Genomic DNA, 14,958 nt, shown 5'->3' on the forward strand with positions numbered 1-14,958 from the left:
ACACCCGCGTGGCGGGGATCGTCGCGGCCGCGCGGGGGACGGCGGCGGGTGCGGAATAGTCGTCGGTGGCGGCGTTCATGCGTAGGTCCCCTTCATGGTGGCGACGAACAGGTCGGCCAGGCCCGGCGTGCGGGTTTCGCCCAGGCCGTCGAGCTGGGCGGCGGCCAGGCCGTCGAACAGCATCACGGTCTTGCCGAACGGCAGGGCGCGTTCGTCCAGCGGGCCGAGCGTGCGCGCGTGTTCGGCCTTGTCGCGGTCGACCAGCACTTCGACGAAGCGCTCGCCGAGGTTCTCCATCGGGCAGTCCAGCACGATCTTGCCGTCGCGGATGAACATCACGTCGGTGAGGATGTGCTCGATCTCTTCGACCTGGTGGGTGGTGACCACGATGGTCTTGTTCTCGTCGAAGTAGTCTTCCAGCAGGCGCTGGTAGAACTGCTTGCGGTAGAGGATGTCCAGGCCCAGGGTGGGTTCGTCGAGCACCAGCAGGCGCGCGTCGATGGCCATCACCAGCGCCAGGTGCAACTGCACGATCATGCCCTTGGACATTTCGCGCACGCGCAGGTCCGGCTTGAGCTGGGTGCCGTGCAGGAAGCGCTCGCACTTGGCCCGGTCGAAGCGCGGATGCACGCCGGCGACGAACTCGATCGCCTCGCGCACCCGCAGCCAGCGCGGCAGCACCGCCACGTCGGCGATGAAGCACACCTCGCGCATCAGCGCGTCGCGCTGGCTGCGCGGGTCCAGGCCCAGCACCGACAGTTCGCCGTCGAACTGGGTCAGGCCGAGCACGGCCTTGAGCGCGGTGGTCTTGCCGGCGCCGTTGGGGCCGATCAGGCCGACGATGCGGCCGGCGGGAATGTCGAAGTCGGCGCCGTCCAGCGCGGCCTTGTTGCGGTAGATCTTGCGCAGGCCGCGGGCGCGGACCACCTGGCCGGGATCGATGTGGGTGGCGTTGGTCATGGGGCGTCCGCCTTGTGGGTGCCTTCGCCGGCGGCATCGCCGCCGAGCAGTTCTTCCGCGCGCAGGCCGAGCCGGGCGATGCGTTCGAGCACCAGCGGCCATTCCTCGCGCAGGAACCGGTCGCGTTCGTTGAGGAGCAGTTTCTTGGCGGCTTCTTCGGTCACGTACATGCCCAGGCCTCGGCGTTTTTCGACCAGTGCCTCGTCGGCCAACTCTTGGTAGGCGCGCGAGACGGTGATGGGATTGAGTTGGTATTCGGCCGCCACCTGACGCACCGAAGGCAGGGCGTCGCCCGGCTTGAGCACGCCGTCGAGCATCATCGCCACGACGCGCTCTTTGAGTTGGCGGTAGATCGGAGCGCCGTCGCTCCATTGGATTGCGGTCATGGCTCAGCCCCGCGACAGGAAGGAGAAATAGGGCATAACGAGATTGCTGCGGCTGCGGCGCGCGGCGCGTCCGGCCTTGCGCTTGGTTTCGGCGGCGCCGGCCGACTCCGCGGCGGCGTTGGAGGAAGGGGAGAAGGAGGCCGGCGCGACCGCGTTGGCCAGCGCGGCCAGGTCGGCGACGTCGCCGGCCAGGGCGCCGGCGATCGTGGTCAGCTCGGCGGCGCGTTCGGTGTTTTCCAGTTGCTGGGCGCGCTGCTCGATCTTGCGCACGGCGCCGGCGACATCGCCGGAGCGGCTGCGGGCGCGTTCGAGGAAGTCGCGGTCGAAGCTGATCCGCGCCTTGACCGCGCCGAGGTCGACCTCGATCGGGCGGGTCGCCGGCGCGTCGGCGGCGAACTGGGTCAGCGCCGGCGCCGGCGGGCTGTCCGGAGCGGGCAGCGGCAGCGCCACCACCAGGCCCAGGACCAGGGCGCCGCCAGCGGCCATCAGGGCCGAAATGGAGTTGTGCAGCTTGCGGTTCATGGCTGGGTCCTGCTCTCTAGTGGGCCGGTGTTGTATGCAACTATAACACCTAAACACGCCGAGTCAATCGCCGCGGACCCAACTGAAGTCATACTTGGCCCCGATCCCGCGCCGCGGCCGGCCGAAACCCCGTTTCGGCGCGCCGCCCGGGCCTTTCCCCTCATCCAGAAGGCGCCCCCATGCCCGCGACCGCTTCCCCGCAACCCCGCCGTGCCGCCCGCGCCGCGCTGGCGCTCGGCCTGACCCTCGCCGTCGGCGCCGCCGCCGCGGCCGGCGGCCTGCTCGACCGCAGCTTCCGCCCGCTCGCCGGCAAGCAGCCGGTGGACCTGGCCAAGACCTACGCCGGCGATGTCGTGCTGGTGGTCAACACCGCCAGCAAGTGCGGCTTCACCCCGCAGTTCGAGGCGCTCGAAGGCCTGCACGCCAAGTACAAGGCGCGCGGCTTCGCCGTGCTCGGCTTCCCCTCGGGCGACTTCAAGGCCCAGGAGTTCGAGGACGAGAAGCAGATCCAGGAGTTCTGCACGCTCACCTACGGGGTCAAGTTCCCGATGTTCGAGAAGGTGCACGTGGTCGGCGAGCAGGCCACGCCGCTGTACAAGGACCTGGCCAAGGCCGCCGGCGAGGCGCCGAAGTGGAACTTCCACAAGTACCTGATCGGCCGCGACGGCAAGCTGATCGCCAGCTACGGCAGCAAGACCACGCCGGACGATCCGGCGGTGGTGGCGGCGATCGAGCGCGCCCTGGCCGCGCCGGCGCCCAAGCCGGTGGCCGCGCGCTGAGCGCGCGCCGGCCGACGCCGCGGCGACGCGATCTGCGCGCCCGGTCAGGTTTCCGCGGCGGGCCGCTCCCGCCGCGGCGGAACTAAAACCCCGGTCGGCCGTCACACTGGAGCGTTGCCGCCCAAGGCCGCGCCCGCGACAATGGCGGGCTCGCGCCGCGCGACGGCGCGGCCATAAGCTCCACACCTCCAGTCACTACCAGCAGCCACACCAGAATTCGGCAACCAGGAGCGGGACCCTAATGAAGCCTTTCGTGCGCGGCGCGGCCGTGTTGATGACCACCGCGGCGCTGTTCGCAGGCGCCGCCTCTGCCCAGGACAAATCCGTGCTCGCCAACGAACGCGAAAAAATCAGCTACGCCATCGGCATGGACGTGGCCTCCTCGCTCAAGCCGGTCGGCTCGGACCTGGACGCCGCGGCGTTCGAAAAAGCGGTCAAGAACGTGTTCGACGGTGGCAAGCCGCTGATCACCCAGGACGAAGCCCGCACGGTCGACGCCGCGCTGCGCGCGCGCATCGCCTCGCGCGAAGGCAAGCCGGCGCAGGGCACCCCGCCGGGCACGCCGCCGCCGGCGGTCGACAAGAGCAAGGTCGGTCTGATGATCGGCTCGTTCATGGTCGGCCCGGCGCTGCAGCAGATCAAATCCGAAATCGAGCTGCCGGTGCTGGTGCAGGCCGTGCGCACCTCGCTCGGCGGCGGCCAGACCCTGCTCAACGAAGGCGACGCGCGCACGGTGCTGACCAACTTCACCGAGCGCATGCAGTCCAAGGCCAAGGCCGAGGCGGCCGCGGCCGGCGAGAAGAACCTCAAGGAAGGCAAGGCGTTCCTGGAGGAGAACAAGAAGGTCAAGGGCGTGTTCGCGACCGGCTCGGGCCTGCAGTACATGATCCTGCGCCAGGGTTCGGGCGAGCGACCCAAGCCGACCGACAAGGTCAGCGTCAACTACAAGGGCACCCTGCTGAGCGGCAAGACCTTCGACAGCTCCTACGATCGCGGCCAGCCGGCCGAATTCCCGGTCAACGGCGTGATCCAGGGCTGGCAGGAAGGCCTGGCGATGATGCCGGTGGGCAGCAAGTTCAAGTTCTGGATCCCGTCCGAGCTGGCCTACGGCCCGAACGGCGCGCCGCCGAGCATCGGCCCGAACGCGGTGCTGACGTTTGAAGTCGAGCTGCTCGACATCCTGTAATCCCCCTGCGCGCCGCCCGCGCGGCGCGTGAAGCAACGTTCAGCCGGCGCCGGGCAGTTTGTCCGCCCGGTCACCCACCTTCCGGTCATCCAGTCTTTTCAGGAGTGCAGTTTGATGAAGCCTTTCATGCGTAACACCGCCTTGGCGATCGCCGTGGGCTCGATGGCGCTGTTCGCCGCGGGCTGCGACCAGGCCGGCAAGCCGGCCGGCGACAAGGCCGCCGCCGAGAGCAAGAGCGGCGACAAGGCGGGCGAAGCCAAGAAGGACGTCAAGGTCCTGGGCGGCATGAAGACCGAGAAGGAGCAGAACAGCTACCTGATCGGCATGGACATGGGCCGTTCGCTGGAACTGCTCAAGGACGATATCGACCTGGCCGTGCTGCAAAAGGCCATGCAGGCCAGCATGAAGGGCGAGAAGACCGCGCTGACCGACGAGGAAGCGATGCAGATCCGCCAGCGCCTGCAGGAGACCGTGCGTACCAAGCAGGTCGAGAAGATGGTGGCGATGGCCAAGAAGAACCAGGAAGACGGCGAGAAGTTCCTCGCCGCCAACGGCAAGAAGGCCGGCGTGGTGACCACCGCTTCGGGCCTGCAGTACCAGATCGTGACCGAAGGCAAGGGCGCCAAGCCCAAGGCCTCCGACACCGTGCGCGTGCACTACAAGGGCACGCTGCTGGACGGCAAGGAATTCGACAGCTCCTACGCGCGCAACGAGCCGGCGGTGTTCCCGCTCGGCGCGGTGGTGCCGGGCTGGCAGGAAGGCATCGCGCTGATGCCGGTGGGCAGCAAGTTCAAGCTGTGGATCCCGGCCAAGCTCGGCTACGGCGAGCAGGGCACCCCGGGCGGCCCGATCGGCCCGAACGCGACCTTGGTGTTCGACGTCGAGCTGCTCGACATCGTCAAGGCCGACGGTCCGGAATCGGCCGCGATGGGCACCACGCCGAAGCATTGATCCGCGACCCGGCGGCGCCGGCGCGCGACCCTGCGCCGGCGTCGCGCCGCTCCCGTCCGCGAGGGCGGGGGCGCGCACGCGGGCCGCGGCGCTTTTGCGGCGCGGCCCGTGTCCCCATACCCTGACGGCCGGCGTTGCTTTTCCAAGAGCGCGGCCGAAGGTTCGGATGCTCCGAGCGCTTCGGTTTTCGGCGAGGGCCGCTGGAAACCGATCGCCCGGGCCGCACCGCGAGTTCCGCAACACCGCTTTCGCCGCATCGATGTCGCGACACCGACCCCGCACCACCGCAAGGAACAACGAAATGCGCGTCACCATCTTCGGCACCGGCTACGTGGGCCTGGTCACCGGCACCTGCCTGGCCGATGTCGGTCACGACGTGGTCTGCGTCGATATCGACCAGGCCAAGGTCGAGGGCCTCAACCGCGGCGTGATCCCGATCTACGAGCCGGGCCTGGAGTCGATGGTCAAGGCCAATCACGCCTCCGGCCGTCTGCACTTCACCACCGACGCCGCCGGCGCGATCGCCCACGGCGACCTGATCTTCATCGCGGTCGGCACCCCGCCCGATGAAGACGGCAGCGCCGACCTCAAGTACGTGCTGGCGGTGGCGCAGACCATCGGCCGCCACATCGAGCGCCCGGTGGTGGTGGTCAACAAGTCGACCGTGCCGGTCGGCACCGCCGACAAGGTCCAGGCGACGATCGCCGCCGAACTGGCCGCGCGCGGCGCGCAAGTGGCGTTCGACATCGCCTCCAATCCCGAATTTCTCAAAGAAGGCGATGCGGTCAACGACTGCATGCGCCCGGACCGCATCGTCATCGGCGCGGCCAATCCGCTCGCGGTGGAAAAGCTCAAGCGCCTATACGCGCCGTTCAACCGCAACCACGAGCGCATCGTGGTCATGGACGTGCGCTCGGCCGAGCTGACCAAGTACGCCGCCAACGCGATGCTGGCGACCAAGATCAGTTTCATGAACGAGATCGCCAACATCGCCGAGAAAGTCGGCGCCGACATCGAGATGGTCCGCCAGGGCATCGGCTCGGACCCGCGCATCGGCTGGCACTTCATCTATCCCGGCGCCGGCTACGGCGGCTCGTGCTTTCCCAAGGACGTGCAGGCGCTGGCGCGCACCGCCCAGCAGAACGGCTACGAGGCGCGCCTGCTCGACGCGGTGGAGTCGGTCAACGACAGCCAGAAGGGCCATCTGTTCGAGCTGATCCAGCGTCACTACGGCTTTGATGTTCGCGGCAAGACCTTCGCGGTGTGGGGCTTGGCGTTCAAGCCCAACACCGACGACATGCGCGAAGCCTCCAGCCGGCGCCTGCTGGCGCAGCTGTGGGAGGCCGGCGCCAAGGTCCGCGCCTACGACCCGGAAGCCAGCGAGGAAGCGCAGCGCATCTTCGGCGAGCGCGACGACTTGGTGCTGTGCGACTCGGCGCGCGCCGCGCTGGCCGACGCCGACGCGCTGGTGGTGGTGACCGAGTGGAAGCAGTTCCGCAGCCCCGATTTCGTCCGCGTGCGCCAGGCCCTGGCCGATGCGGTGATCTTCGACGGACGCAACCTGTACCATCCCGACGAGGTCGAGGCCGCCGATCTGGCCTATTACGGCATCGGCCGCGGCCGTTCGATTCACATCGATGCCTGAGCCGACGCCTGTGAGTTCCGATCTCGGACAAAACGATCTCGAACAATCCTCGGCTGAGCGATCCGCCGTCGAACAGCGCCTGGTCGATCTGGAAACCCGTGTGGCGTTCCAGGAGCACGCGCTGACCGAACTGAGCGACGCGTTGGCCGCGGCGCGCAGCGAGGAATCGCGCAACGCGCTGCTGTTGCTGCGCGCGCTGGACGAGATCAAACACCTGCGCGCGGCCATGGCCGCGAGCCCCCTGACCGGCGACGCCGGCAACGAACCGCCGCCCCCGCACTACTGACGAATCTGCAATGAGCGATAGCTTGCGCGACCAATTGCTGGGCCTGGGCTTCAAGCCCGCGCCCAAGCCCGAACGCCCCGAACGCAAGGGCGAGGACCGCCGCGGCGGCAAGCCCGGCGGCAGGTCCGACGGCAAGCCCGAAGGCAGGCCGCACGCGCGCGCCGACGGCCCGGCGCGCGGCGACGCGCGCCCCGGCGCGGGCAAGCCCGGCGCCGGCGCCAAGCCCGGCGCGCCCGGCGCCCGTCCCGGCCAGGGCCGCCCCGGCGGCGGCAAGCCCGGCGAGCGCGGCCGCGGCCGTCCCGGCGCGGGCGGACGTGCGCCCACGCGCGAGGACATCGATCTGGCCAAGGCCTACGCCATCCGCGCCCAGCGCGAGAAGGACGAACGCATCGCCGCGGAAAAAGCCAAGCAGGAAGAAGCGCGCCTGCGCCGCGAAGCGCGGGCGAAGCTGGCCGAACTGCTCAAGGACCAGGCGCTCAACGTCGCCGACGCCGACATCGCCCGGCATTTCCCGTACGGCGGCAAGATCAAGCGCGTCTACGTGACCGCCGAGCAGCTCAAGCAGCTCAACGCCGGCGAGCTCGGCGTACTGCAGCAGGAAGGCCGCTACCTGTTGGTGAGCGCGGCGATGCTGGCCCAGGCCGAAGAGATCTTCGCCCCGGCGGTGGCGCTGAAGGTCGACCCGAACGCGCCGGCGCAGGACGATCCCTATGCCGACCCGATGTACCAGGTGCCCGACGACCTGGTCTGGTGACGGCTGCGCGGGCAGGGCGCAGACGCCGCCCGCCCGACGCTTCCACCCACGAAGGCCGTGATGCGAATCGCGGCCTTCGTCGTTTGCGGCCGCCGCTTCGTCGCTGCGATAGCGCCCTGTAGGAGCTGCGCAAGCTGCGACCGCGAATCCTCAGCTACGACGTGTCGTCGCAGTTGCATTTGCGGCCGCCGCTTCGTAGCTGCGATAGCGCCCTGTAGGAGCTGCGCAAGCTGCGACCGCGAATCCTCAGCTACGGCGTAGCTGTCGTCGTAGTTGCGTTGGCACGGTCGCAGCTCGCGCAGCTCCTACAGGGCGCTATCGAAGCGGCGCGAAGGCTCAGGTGCCGGTCGGGCGCAGCGGTTCGGCGAGGGTTTCGGCCGCGGCCGGCGCGAGGCGTTCGAGCATCGCCTCGATCGCCTGGGCGGTGTCCAGCGGCCGTTCCATCGGGAACAAATGGCTGCCTTCGACCCAGGCCCAACGATCACCGACCAGTCGCCGCGTCGCCGCGTCGCCGGCGTTGCGCAGTTCGCGCGAGCGGGTGCCGGCGAGAAAGCCGACCGGAGTGCGCAACTGCGCGGTCAGGCCGCTGAGCGACGTGGTCGGCAGGCTGCGGTAGATGCGGTATTCGATCTCGCGTTCGAACGAGAGCTCGCGCGCGCCGTCGGCGCCGGCGCGGGTGCCGTGTTCGACATAGTCCTCGAGCACGCGCGCGTCCCAGCGCGCGAACGCGGGCTTGGCCAGGAAGTGCGCGCGCACCGCGTCGCGGTCGGGCCAGTGGCGGCGGCGTTGCAGGGTCGCGCGGGTCGGCATGACCAGGTTGTCCAGGCCGGTGCGGCGGCCCAACTGCACCAGCCGCGCGCGCCAGCCGGCGATCAGCGGCGAATCCAGCATGACCACCCCGGCCACGCGCGCGGCCAGCGCGGTGCCGGCCAGCCGGTGCGAGGCCAGCAGGCTGAGGTAGCCGCCGAGGGAATGGCCGACCAGGAAGATCCGCCGCGCGTCGCCGGCCGCGGCCTGGGTGCGCTGGACCAGTTCCTCGATCAGGTGCGGCCAGTCCAGGGTCACCGGATAGCGCGGGTCGTGGCCGATGCGCTCGGGCCGCACGATCCGGTAACGCGCCGACAGCGCCTCCAGCATCAGCCGATAGACCGGGGCGGGGAAGCCGTTGGCGTGGGAGAACAGCAGCAGGTCTTGCATGGCGGCGCGGGCACGCGGGGCGGCGGTGGCCGAAACATACCATTGCGTACAGTCGGGCGATAGCCATCGGATCCGGCCGTAAGCCTCTGTAGCAGCGACGCAAGTCGCGACCGCGAATGCGCATCGGCGGCGCAGGCTTCAGCGCTGCTCGGCGCTGCGCGGCCGTTTGCGCCGCACGCCGATTGACGCGGTCGCGGCTCGCGCCGCTCCTACAAGGGGAAACCCACGGCGATCAGAGGTAACGCGGTGCCGGCTGCGACTGGCTGTAGTGCGGCAGCATCGCCTTGCGCGCCGCGTCGGCCGCCTGCCACAGGCTTTCGTCGTGCAGCGGCGGGATCGTCACCGCCTCGCGGCGATCGAAGCCGGTCAGGGCGGCGTCGACCAGGGCGTCGACTTCCATCACCCCAGGGATCTGCGCGACATCGCGTCCCGAGCGCTCCCAGATTTCGGTGCGCGTCGCCGCCGGCAGCACCGCCTGCACGTACACGCCCTTGCCGCCGATCTCTCCCTGCAGCGACTGGCTGAGGTACTGCACGAAGGCCTTGGTCGCGCCGTAGACGCTCATGCCGAATTCCGGCGCCAGCCCGACCACCGAGGCCAGGTTGACGATGGCGCCGCTGCCGGCCGCGGCCAGGCGCGGGGCGATCGCCGCGGCCAGGCGGGTGGGCGCGGTGACGTTGAGCGCGATCAACTGCGCGGTCTGTTCCGGGGTTTGTTCGAGGAAGCCGCCGGGCAGGGTGGCGCCGGCGTTGTTGACCAGCACGCCGATGCGGGCGTCGTCGCGCAGCAGGCGTTCCAGGCCGGCCAGTTGCGCCGTGTCGGCGAGGTCGGCCTGCAGCGGCTCGGCGGCGACGCCGTAGTCGGCGCGCAGGCGTTCGGCCAGCGCTTGCAGGCGGGCGAGGTCGCGCGCGACCAGGATCAGGTCGTGCCCGCGGCGGGCGAAACGGTCGGCATAGACGGCGCCGATGCCGGTGGAGGCGCCGGTGATCACGACAGTGGGGAGCGTGGACATGGGGGAGGGCTCGGATGGGAATTCGGCTGGGGCGAACCGGCAATCGCCGGCCCGGGTTTATTCATGATGATTGTCATGATTGGTTTATCATGATGGCCGTCATGTAAGCTGTCAAGCGACCCCAGGAGACCACCCCGATGAAAGTCAGCCGCGAGCAGGTCGGCGAAAACCGCCGCCGCATCCTCGACCAGGCCGGACGGCTGTTCCGCGAACGCGGCTTCGACGCGGTCAGCGTGGCCCAGGTGATGAAGGCCGCCGGGCTCACCCACGGCGCTTTCTACGGCCATTTCCAGTCCAAGGACGAACTCATCGCCCAGACCCTGGCGCACGTGCTCGCCGGCAGCGAGGTCGCGGCCGAACCCGAGGCCTTCCTGGCCGGCTATTTGTCGTCGCAGCACTGCGCGGACGCGGCCGGCGGTTGCCCGGTCGCCGGCCTGGGCGCGGAGACGTTGCGGCAGTCGTCGCAAGCGCGCGCGGCGATGACCGCGGGCCTGCGCGAGCAACTGCAGCGCATGAGCGAGACCGCGCCCGGCGCCGACGCGGCGGCGCGCCGGCGCGAGGCGATCGGGCGTTGGTCGGCGATGGTCGGCGCGTTGACGCTGGCGCGGCTCAGCGATGATGCGGCGTTGTCGGAGGAGATTCTCGAGCAAGCGCGAAGCTGGATCGGCGAACGCGACGCGCAGTAAAGCCGGCGCGCAGCCGTCCGGATTTCGATCCACGCCGATTTCGCCGGACACGGCGTCGCATGCGTTGCGACCGATGCGTCGATACAGAAAAAAACGCGCTCCGCCACACCAGCGATGGCGCCGTAGTCACCGTCTGCGCATACTCGCCGTGCCGGCGCCGGCTTGTGCGGCGGCGCTGCGCATCACCCATGGACGCAACCACCAGAGAGGGATTTCATGCGTATTTTCATGCGTACGGGCTTGGCCTTGGCCGGCCTGATCGGCGCCGGCTCGGCGCTGGCCTGCGACACCGTGCTGGATCCCCAGCAGCGATTCATCGACCAACCCGGCAAGTACTGTCTGAGCGCCGACCGCGACGAGCCCATCGCGATCCTCGCCGACGACGTCGAACTCGATTGCCGCGGCCGCACCCTGACCTGGACGCCCGGCAACGGCAACGACGGCATCGGCGTGCACCTGCGCCGCGGCGACAAGGCCATCGTGCGCAACTGCCGCCTGCAAGGCTGGAGCTACGGCATCCTGGTGAGCGAACGCGGCAACGCGCAAGTGCTCAACAACACCGTCGTCGACGGCGGCGTGGGGATCGCCGTGCAAGGCAGCGACCGGCCCGAGGACGAGAACGCGCAGCTGATCGGCAACCGGATCTTCTACTACGGCCAAGGCCAAGGCCACGGCGCCGACTCGGCGATCGCCGTCCAGCATGCGGCCAAGCCGGTGCTGACCAACAACCTGATCGCCGGATTCCGCGGCGGGAGCGCGATCTTGCTCGACCGCGCGGCGGACGCGCAGCTCACCGGCAATCAGCTGCTCGACCTCAACGAAGGCGGCTCGGCGGCGGTTCGGATGGAGCAATCGCCGCGTACGCGCCTGGTCCACAACACCGCGATGCTGCGTCGCGGCGTCAACGCCCGCGGCCTGGTCGGCGCGGTCGACGCCACCTGCATCGAGAACGTGTTCATCAACACCGTCGAAGCGGGCTTCGAGCAGTGCTCGGTGCGGCGCTACAACGTCGCGCAGATCAACAACGATTGACCCGCGGCGGTCGCACCCGCGCCCACGCGCGGCCGTCACATTGGACCCGCGCCGGCGCGGCGGCCCACGGCCGCACGCCGGCGCCATGCGAATCCATCACAAGGAAGAGAACTCCATGCGCCATCTAGCCAACACCGGCCTCGCCCTGGCCGGCCTGCTGCTCAGCGCCAACGCCCTGGCCTGCGACACGATCCTGCCGCCGACCCAGGTCGGCGTGCATCTGCCGGGCAAGTATTGCCTCAGCGCCAATCGCAGCCTGCCGATCGAGATCGATGGCGCGGACATCGAGCTGGACTGCCGCAGCCGCACCCTGGCCAGCGCGCAGCCCGGCAACAGCGAGACCGGCATTCGCGTGCGCGGCGGCAACAAGGTCGTGGTGCGCAATTGCCGCATCGAGGGCTTCGCGGTCGGCATCTTCCTGGAAGCCCGCTCCGGCGCGCAGTTGCTCAACAACACCGTTCTGCGCGCGCAGTTCACCCCGATCGTGGCGCGCGGCGAGTATTTCCAGGGCGGGCCGATCGATCCGCAGATCGAGCCGGTGCGCATCGTCGGCAACCGCGTGATCGGCTACGGCCAGGGCGGGACGACGAATCCGGGCGCGGCGCTGATCGTGCAGGGCCTGCCGCGGGCCACGATCAGCAACAACGTGGTGGCCGGGTTCAGCGGCCCGACCGGCCTGGAGCTGGTCGAATCGCCCGACGCCCAACTGACCGGCAACCAGTTCCTCGACTTCAGCCGCGGCGACCGCCTGCTGCGGCTGCAGAATTCGCCGCGTGCGCGGATCGTGCACAACACGATCATGTCGCGTCAGCCGACCGTGTTCGAAGGCCTCAGCGGCGCCACCGACGCGACCTGCGTGGAGAACGTGTTCATCAACACGGTGCGCTCGGGTTTCGCCGATTGCGCGGTGGCGCGCTACAACGTCGAGCAGCAGTCGCCGATGTAAGCGTAACCGCGCGTGCGCCGGCGGTGCGCGCTTGCAGTCGCGGCTTGGGCCGCGGCGGTCTTGCGCGGATTGCAGCGAGTTTCCGCGCCGACCGCAGTGGTGGCCGGCGCGGATTCGAGCATGCCGGCGCGTCTTGGCGAGCGCCGGCTGGCCGTGCAGCCGCCCGCGCCGCAGCGCGGGCGGGCGGCGAGAGCGAATCAGCGCTGGCGCGGGCCGCTTTGGTTCTGGCCCTGATCCTGATTCTGGGTTTCGAACATGGCCGTCAGCGCGCGCACCCGGCCTTCCTGCTGCGCGGGCGGCTGGGCTTGTTGTTGCTGTTGCTGTTGTTGCTGCGCAGGCTGCTGCTGCGCCTGAAGCGGCGCTTGGGGCTGCGCGAGCTGCGGCGGCGCGACTTGGCCCGGTGTCGCCTGCGGCGGCGCCGCGGGATTCGCAACGCCCTGCGCCGGCGCACCGCGTCCGGCCGTGTGGTCCGCGGCCACTTGGGCCTGCGCCTGCACCTGCGCCGGATCGGCGTAAGCCAAGCGCGCGGTCGGGCTGTGCAAGCCGCCGTTGACGGCGAACAGGCGGCCGTCGCGCCCTTGGGTGACGTGATCGATGCTCGGCAGCGGTGGCTTCGCGGCTTGTGCGGCATCGGCCAGGGCCGCCGCGGCCAACGTGCGTTCGCTGGCCGGAAGCAGCGGCTTCAGCCGCTGCAGGCCGTCGCGCGCCTGCTCGTACAGGTTGTGATTGGCGTGACCCGCGTCCTGGTAAGGATGGGTCTGCATCGACAGCGGTCGCGGCGGCACCGGCGGCGGGCGGCGCCCTTCGACCTCCTGGCTCGAAGACGAGGCGGCCGAGGACGTTCCCGGCACGTTGGGCGCGTGGCTGCTCGACGCCTGGTGCGAGGCCTGCTGCGGCGGCACGACGGGCGAGGGCGCAGTGGACGAGCTGGATGCAGGTGGGAAGGACGATCCCGACACCGGCGGCAGCGGCGCCGACGCGCCCGGCGCGGTCGACGAGGAAGCGATCGACGTCGGTGCGATCGGCGTCGGCGCGGTCGTGGCCGGCGCACCCTGGCCCTGCGCCGCCTGCGGCGGCATCGCCTGCCACGCGCCGCCCGGCAGGGTGCGGCTGTTGTTGATCCACTGCGACGGAATGCCGGTGAGGAAGGCGACTTCGCCATCGCCGCTGGGGCTGGAGATGGCGAACATCGTCGCCGTGCGCAAATCGTTGGTGTCGGTCAGCAGCACCGGCCGGGTCGCGGGGATGCCGAACGCGTTGTTGGCCGGATGCGCCTGGGCGAAGCTGGACACCTCGGTCGGCCTCGCGCTCAGGCCCGAGCCGCGCTCCTGCCAGGCATACAGGCTCGCTGCCGGCATATCGATCTGATACAGGTGCGCGCTGCGGATGCCGCCGGTGCCGTCGGACGGCGAGGTCGACACGTGCAGGGTCGAGGCGCTGGTCTCGCGGCGGATCTCCTGGTACAGCGAACTGAGCCCGACCAGATTCGAGTGGGTGCGCAAGTAGCCGGCCATGACCCCGCCTTGCGCGGCGGTCGGCAGGTTCAAATCGGTATTGGGATCGACCAGGCTGCGCTGGACGAACGCGCGCGCCGTGTCCGGACTCATCGGCGCGCGCGCCTGAAACCCGTCGTTGGCGATGGTGTCGGGCGGACGGTTGTCGGTGCGATACAACTGGAAAGGCATGCAAGCTCCTGTCGCGAAGCGCGGAGTAGGCGGAGGGGAAAGGGCGGCGGCGCGTCGCCGTCGCGGCGACGGCTGCAACTGCAACTGCGATCACTGTCCACTTTAAGCCGCACTCGCGCGGCGTGCAGCAGCGCGCGGATGGATGCGTGACGCACCGCGGTTTCCGTGCACCGCCGTGCGGCGGCTGCGCGTCGTGGATCAGTCCAGCGAAGACGCCAGCCGCTCGCGCAGCGAATGCCCGATCTCGCGCACCGTCGACACGCCCAGGTCGCGCAGGATGCGGTGGGTGGCGTGCGGCAGCGGCGATTCGTCGATGTCGTGCGGGGCGATGTTCTTGCCGGGCACGCCGGGCAGGAATTCGACGCCGGCGGCGAGGTAGCAGTGCTGCACCAGCGCCGAGCAGAACAGCGCGCCGTCCTTGGCCAGCAGGTTGCCGCGCTTGCGCAGGCGGCGGCTGTGCATGGCCATCATGGTGCCGAGCAGTTCGCTGATCGAATAGCTCGACAGCCCGGCCAGCAGGTCCAGGCCGGCCTTCTGCACCTGCAGCACCTGTTCCGGGCTCAGGCCGAAATCGAGCACGGCGATGTTGGGGAAGGCTTCGGCGTCGTAGTAGCGGGCGACGCGGTTCTCCTGCACGCCCAGGCGGATCTGGCGGTAGCGCAGGTCCAGGTCGGACTCGATCACCCACCACTGGCCGTCCACGCGCCGTTCGCTGAAGACGAAGGCGTGCGACCACAGGCTGCGGTGGCCGTCTTCGGTCAGCGGCGACTGCGCCTTGCGGATCAGCTTGTTGATGAAGTCGCGCCCGCCGCACAGGCCGATCCGGCCCGGCGCGGCGTGCTTCTCCAGGAAGGCTTGGTTGCCGCGCGGGTCGGACGACTCGGCGTCGGCGAGGTCTTCGGGCAGCAGGATTTCGCTCATCCGTGAAGTT

General features: G+C 69.8%; 16 protein-coding genes. 9 read left to right on the forward strand and 7 right to left on the reverse strand.

Annotated elements, in window-relative coordinates; translation table 11 throughout:
* Nucleotides 1-75 precede the first annotated feature (75 nt).
* Genes BLU84_RS16935 through BLU84_RS16945 form a run of 3 tightly spaced genes read right to left on the reverse strand, consistent with a single transcriptional unit; the run spans nt 76 to nt 1,868 of the window.
* Nucleotides 76-960, reverse strand: coding sequence for an ABC transporter ATP-binding protein (locus BLU84_RS16935; RefSeq protein ID WP_074869950.1), 885 nt, complete (start codon nt 958-960; stop codon nt 76-78).
* Nucleotides 957-1,346 (reverse strand): GntR family transcriptional regulator, encoded by a 390-nt coding sequence (locus BLU84_RS16940; RefSeq protein WP_074869953.1) that lies wholly within the window; start codon nt 1,344-1,346, stop codon nt 957-959. The genes BLU84_RS16935 and BLU84_RS16940 overlap by 4 nt, the downstream gene beginning before the upstream one ends.
* Before the next feature lie 3 nt (nt 1,347-1,349).
* Nucleotides 1,350-1,868 (reverse strand): hypothetical protein, encoded by a 519-nt coding sequence (locus BLU84_RS16945; protein ID WP_074869956.1) that lies wholly within the window; start codon nt 1,866-1,868, stop codon nt 1,350-1,352.
* A gap of 179 nt (nt 1,869-2,047) precedes the next feature.
* On the opposite strand from BLU84_RS16945, the gene BLU84_RS16950 reads away from it, so the two are divergent.
* From BLU84_RS16950 to BLU84_RS16975, 6 genes are all read left to right on the forward strand, one after another.
* Nucleotides 2,048-2,647 carry a glutathione peroxidase gene (locus tag BLU84_RS16950; RefSeq protein WP_074869959.1) on the forward strand — a complete coding sequence of 200 codons (600 nt, stop codon included), beginning with the start codon at nt 2,048-2,050 and terminating at the stop codon, nt 2,645-2,647.
* Between the two features lie 241 nt (nt 2,648-2,888).
* A complete protein-coding gene (locus BLU84_RS16955) occupies nt 2,889-3,833 on the forward strand; it encodes an FKBP-type peptidyl-prolyl cis-trans isomerase (protein ID WP_074869962.1) in 945 nt (314 codons plus the stop codon).
* 126 nt (nt 3,834-3,959) lie between these two features.
* Entirely contained in the window at nt 3,960-4,784 is an 825-nt protein-coding gene (locus BLU84_RS16960) for an FKBP-type peptidyl-prolyl cis-trans isomerase (RefSeq protein ID WP_170849187.1), read from the forward strand.
* A gap of 301 nt (nt 4,785-5,085) precedes the next feature.
* The gene (locus BLU84_RS16965) at nt 5,086-6,429 is read left to right on the forward strand and encodes a UDP-glucose dehydrogenase family protein (protein ID WP_074869969.1); all 1,344 of its coding nucleotides are present in this window, start codon (nt 5,086-5,088) and stop codon (nt 6,427-6,429) included.
* A 10-nt stretch (nt 6,430-6,439) separates the two neighbouring features.
* Nucleotides 6,440-6,715, forward strand: coding sequence for a SlyX family protein (locus BLU84_RS16970; protein WP_074869973.1), 276 nt, complete (start codon nt 6,440-6,442; stop codon nt 6,713-6,715).
* 10 nt (nt 6,716-6,725) lie between these two features.
* On the forward strand, nt 6,726-7,469 hold the full coding sequence (locus BLU84_RS16975) for a DUF2058 domain-containing protein (RefSeq protein WP_074869977.1): 744 nt from the start codon (nt 6,726-6,728) through the stop codon (nt 7,467-7,469).
* A 336-nt stretch (nt 7,470-7,805) separates the two neighbouring features.
* Here BLU84_RS16975 and BLU84_RS16980 read toward each other — a convergent pair whose 3' ends face one another.
* Nucleotides 7,806-8,666, reverse strand: coding sequence for an alpha/beta fold hydrolase (locus tag BLU84_RS16980; RefSeq protein ID WP_074869980.1), 861 nt, complete (start codon nt 8,664-8,666; stop codon nt 7,806-7,808).
* Nucleotides 8,667-8,898: 232 nt separating this feature from the next.
* Nucleotides 8,899-9,678 carry an SDR family NAD(P)-dependent oxidoreductase gene (locus tag BLU84_RS16985; protein ID WP_074869983.1) on the reverse strand — a complete coding sequence of 260 codons (780 nt, stop codon included), beginning with the start codon at nt 9,676-9,678 and terminating at the stop codon, nt 8,899-8,901.
* A 137-nt stretch (nt 9,679-9,815) separates the two neighbouring features.
* Here BLU84_RS16985 and BLU84_RS16990 point away from each other — a divergent pair, with 137 nt between their 5' ends.
* The 3 genes from BLU84_RS16990 to BLU84_RS17000 all read left to right on the forward strand — a co-directional run bounded on the left by BLU84_RS16990 (nt 9,816) and on the right by BLU84_RS17000 (nt 12,342).
* Nucleotides 9,816-10,364, forward strand: coding sequence for a TetR/AcrR family transcriptional regulator (locus BLU84_RS16990; RefSeq protein WP_074869986.1), 549 nt, complete (start codon nt 9,816-9,818; stop codon nt 10,362-10,364).
* Nucleotides 10,365-10,592: 228 nt separating this feature from the next.
* Nucleotides 10,593-11,396 (forward strand): right-handed parallel beta-helix repeat-containing protein, encoded by an 804-nt coding sequence (locus BLU84_RS16995; protein WP_139175063.1) that lies wholly within the window; start codon nt 10,593-10,595, stop codon nt 11,394-11,396.
* Between the two features lie 115 nt (nt 11,397-11,511).
* Nucleotides 11,512-12,342 (forward strand): right-handed parallel beta-helix repeat-containing protein, encoded by an 831-nt coding sequence (locus BLU84_RS17000; RefSeq protein WP_074869997.1) that lies wholly within the window; start codon nt 11,512-11,514, stop codon nt 12,340-12,342.
* A 197-nt stretch (nt 12,343-12,539) separates the two neighbouring features.
* Here the strand turns inward: BLU84_RS17000 and BLU84_RS17005 are convergent, their stop codons facing one another.
* Nucleotides 12,540-14,027, reverse strand: a complete 1,488-nt coding sequence (locus tag BLU84_RS17005) for an XVIPCD domain-containing protein (protein ID WP_074870001.1) — start codon at nt 14,025-14,027, stop codon at nt 12,540-12,542.
* 198 nt (nt 14,028-14,225) lie between these two features.
* The gene (locus BLU84_RS17010; protein ID WP_074870006.1) at nt 14,226-14,948 is read right to left on the reverse strand and encodes a hypothetical protein; all 723 of its coding nucleotides are present in this window, start codon (nt 14,946-14,948) and stop codon (nt 14,226-14,228) included.
* Between the last annotated feature and the right edge of the window lie 10 nt (nt 14,949-14,958).

This window comes from Lysobacter enzymogenes, assembly GCF_900106525.1.
GTDB lineage: Bacteria > Pseudomonadota > Gammaproteobacteria > Xanthomonadales > Xanthomonadaceae > Lysobacter > Lysobacter enzymogenes.